Origin of the sequence: Cryobacterium lactosi, from assembly GCF_004403945.1 — a bacterium.
Taxonomy (GTDB): Bacteria; Actinomycetota; Actinomycetes; order Actinomycetales; family Microbacteriaceae; genus Cryobacterium; species Cryobacterium lactosi.
Genome location: NZ_SOHM01000044.1, coordinates 1 through 1,558, shown reverse-complemented (window position 1 = coordinate 1,558; position 1,558 = coordinate 1). Strand labels below are relative to the sequence as shown.

At 61.5% G+C, this 1,558-nt stretch carries 1 protein-coding gene and 1 pseudogene; both read right to left on the bottom strand.

Features of this window, described 5'->3' with window-relative positions; genetic code table 11:
* Positions 1–9: 9 nt before the first annotated feature.
* Positions 10–1,017: pseudogene (locus tag E3T61_RS20080) on the bottom strand (IS3 family transposase); the annotation flags it as partial.
* A gap of 14 nt (positions 1,018–1,031) precedes the next feature.
* The gene (locus tag E3T61_RS20075) at positions 1,032–1,481 is read right to left on the bottom strand and encodes a hypothetical protein (RefSeq protein WP_134642614.1); all 450 of its coding nucleotides are present in this window, start codon (positions 1,479–1,481) and stop codon (positions 1,032–1,034) included.
* Positions 1,482–1,558: the final 77 nt, after the last annotated feature.

The following is a 1,558-nucleotide window of genomic DNA, read 5'->3' as shown; positions in this document are numbered from 1 at the left end:
CGGTATTTGTCAACCTGTTTGAGACAGGTTGGGTTTGGGTTTCTTGCGGGGGTCGTTGATGCAGGCCCGGCCCGGTAGGGCCGGGGGCTTGGGTTGCCTGGCGTAGCGTTCCGGATGCGTTCGGAACGCTGCGCTGAGGACCTGGCTTCGGCGACGGGTCACGTGGTCGGTGCGGCCGTAGTGAACGTCGTTGGGGGTGTGCCAGGCGATGCCGGAGTGGCGGTGGTTGGTGTTGTATTCGTGGAAGAACCAGTCGAAGTAGGCGCGGGCGTCATCGAGGGTGTCGAAGATCTCGGGGAACGCGAGGTCGTATTTCGCGGTCTTGAACAACGCTTCGCTGTAGGGGTTGTCGTTGGAGACTTTCGGCCTGGAGAAGGACTTATCGATCCCGAGCTTTTCCAGCAGCAATGACACCGGTGTGCTCACCATCGCCGCACCGTTATCGGAGTGCAGGTAGTTCGGTGCGATGCCGTGGTTGGCGGTGACGGCGTCCTGGATCATCTCTTCGGCCAGGTCGCTGTCTTCATAAGCTTCCAGCCGCCAGCCCACGACGCGGCGCGAGTAGATATCCATGATCACGTAGAGGTGGAAGTAGCGGCCACGGATTGTGGTCTTGAGCTTGGTGATGTCCCAGGACCACACCTGGGTCGGGGCGGTCGCGACCAGCTGGGGAATCTTCTTGGGCGAACCCTCGGCCTGCCGACGGCGCTCACGGACTTGCCCGGCCGCCCGAGCGACGCGATACCAGGACGACTTCGAGGCTAGGTAAACACCCGCATCCCAGGCCCGGTAAAACGCTTGGCAGATCGAGAAGCCCTCGTACTCAGGGGTGTTGATGAGTGCCAGGATCTGCGTGCTTTCAGCAGCTGAAAGCGCGGCCGGTTGGTGCCGGTCTTTCTGCGGGATCGGGTCGGTAAGCCGGGCGCGCGGGTTCCGGTGGCGGTAGTACGACGCCCGCGGATAGCCGGCCAACGTGCATGCGCGAACCACCGGCATCCCCAAAACGGTCAGATCGTCGACAGTATCGAACGCTACTCGGTGGGTTTCGGCTTGCGAAACGCGGCCGGGATCGGCTGCTCGTAGGGCACTGGTGGGGTGCGGATTTGTGAGCTCTTGGCCAGCGCGGACAAGAGCTCTGAAGCTTTTCCCAGCACCTCCACCGCGCCTTCAGCCTGCTCCAACTGGGCTTTAAGGATCGCGTTCTCTTTCTGCAACCGCAGAAATTCGATCCGTTCCTGTTTCGACAACACATACCTAGTCTGCCGTTGATTCGTCTCGACCAGCAGGCCTTGGCGCTTAGCGATAATCCAGTTCGACAGCGACTTCGTATCGATCCCGACACGGCGGCAGAACGCGGACTTCGCCCCGATCTCGGAACCAGTGGCAGCGTATTTCTCCCACTCCGCCAGAATCGCCAGGCGCTCCGTTGACGTGAAGCGGTGCCTGTTCGAGAGGCGCTGCGGGAACTCTGAAATGTCCATGCGGACGTCCTTTTCCCCGCCCTGAGCCGGCCCATGATGAAACGATGATCTGTCTCACCACAGGCTGACACTCAGGG